Annotated in this window: 2 protein-coding genes; both read right to left on the bottom strand. The window is 65.4% G+C overall.

The features are described 5' to 3' along the window. Positions 1-139: 139 nt before the first annotated feature. Positions 140-682: a ferritin gene (locus tag GD1_RS23890; RefSeq protein WP_020792123.1), complete on the bottom strand. Its 543-nt coding sequence runs from the start codon at positions 680-682 to the stop codon at positions 140-142. Between the two features lie 81 nt (positions 683-763). Further along, positions 764-1,775, bottom strand: a 1,012-nt coding sequence (locus GD1_RS23885; protein WP_238404309.1) for an LCP family protein, incomplete at its 5' end; no start/stop codon positions are given.

The raw sequence follows: 1,775 nt of genomic DNA, 5'->3' as shown, positions 1-1,775 counted from the left end.
ATCCACGGCTAGTTGGTGGTTGAGCCGACGAGGAGCGTAGCGACGAGGCGTGTCGAAACCTCAGACGGCCGAATATGCCGACGCGACAACCGGATACGACGAAGTCCGCCCACCGACGGTGGACGGCCTTCAGCGTGAATCAGAGATTGCCGCCCGCAGCGGGGGGAGCGGTGGCGTCCTTGCCCGCGCTGCCGTTGAGCTCACGCTCGACGAAGTTCTCGAGGTCGAACAGGTTGCCGTTGGCGCGCTCGGCGATGGTCTGCAGCGTGGTCATGGTGGCGACCTCTTCGATCTGCTCCTTGAGGAACCACTGCATGAACTGCTCGCCGAGGTAGTCACCGGTGTCGCGGGCCGACTTGGCGAGATCGACGATCTGCTGGGTGACGCGCTTCTCCTGGTCGAGGGCCAGCTCGATGGGGGCCTTGTAGTCGGAGAACTCCGAACGCGGCGGATCGATGCCGGGAACCGACACCTCGATGTCGCGGTCGAGGAAGTACTGCACGATCATCATCGCGTGGTTCCGCTCCTCGACGGACTGGGTGTAGAAGTGGCGGGCCAGCTGCGGCATGTCGTGATTGTCGTAGTAGACGGCGACCGCGATGTACTGCTGCGACGCGGCGAACTCGTGGCCGATCTGCGCGTGCAACAACTCCTGGAACTTGGTGCGATCTGTGGTGGTCATACGTCGAGGATAGAGTCCTTCGGCCGTCCGATTCACCCCAGTTGACCCTTACTGAGGACAGTCTGACCTTGTTCTATGTCCTCAGTTCGGGGTCGAATCGAGCAGATGATCGGGGATGGGTTGTCCCCGCCGGATGGCGTCGAAGAACTCCTTGGTGTTGTCGCCGACGGCCAGCGAATCGCCGTCGTCGGTGTAGATGTCGCCGCCGTTCGGGGTGGTCACGGTCTGCGGGGAACTGCGCAGCGCCCACGCGAGGGAGGCCAGATTCCAGATGTGGGTGCCGTTGTCGACGACGAGGGTGTCGACGACACCGTTGACGAACGGGAACAGCCGGAACGGGTTGAGCAACACCGAGAAGCCCGTCGCCTTCGACATCAGTGCGGCCAGGAACTTGCGCTGGTTCTGCACCCGCTGGAGATCGGCGTTGGGGAAGTCGCGGGTCCGGACGAAGCCGAGGGCCTGCTGCCCGTTGAGGGTCTGGCATCCGGCCTTCAGATTCAGGCCGGCCTTCGGATCCCGCATCGGGGCGTCGACGCAGATGTCGACGCCGCCGATCGCGTCGACGAGCGAGTCGAATCCACCGAAACCGATCTCGGCGTAGTGGTCGAGCCGCATCCCCGACAACTCTTCGACGGTCTGCACGAGCAGCGGCGCACCGCCGATACCGAAGGCGGCGTTGATCTTGTGCTCGCCGTTCCCGGGGATCGGGACGTACAGGTCACGCGGGATCGAGATGATCGCCGGATCACCCGACGACGGCTTGTAGACCAGCATGATCGTGTCGGTGCGGGCGCCGTCGCTGTCGCCGGTGGCGAGATCACGTTTCTGCTCGTCGGTGAGCCCGGCGCGGGAATCGGTGCCCACGATCAGCCAGGTGGTGCCCGGACTGGCGGCGGGCCGACCGGCATAGGTGGCCAGCGCGTCGATCCGGTCGAGTTTGCTGTCGTAGTAGAACATCAGCCCGATCGGGGTGACGACGAGCAGGAGCAGCACCACCAGCAGGATGCGGCCGACCCGGCGCCTGCGCGGCCGTCGCGGACCCCTGCGACGACGCCGACCGCGTTCCGGTGTGGGCGGGGTGTCCCGCGGGGGC

This window comes from Gordonia desulfuricans NBRC 100010 (assembly GCF_001485495.1).
In the GTDB taxonomy this organism is placed as follows: Bacteria; Actinomycetota; Actinomycetes; order Mycobacteriales; family Mycobacteriaceae; genus Gordonia; species Gordonia desulfuricans.
This window is presented reverse-complemented; position numbering and strand designations above follow the sequence as displayed.

Bases quoted from the DNA above. Each gene is read 5' to 3' on its own strand.
- GD1_RS23890 (WP_020792123.1), bottom strand. From the start codon at position 682: ATGACCACCACAGATCGCACCAAGTTCCAGGAGTTGTTGCACGCGCAG.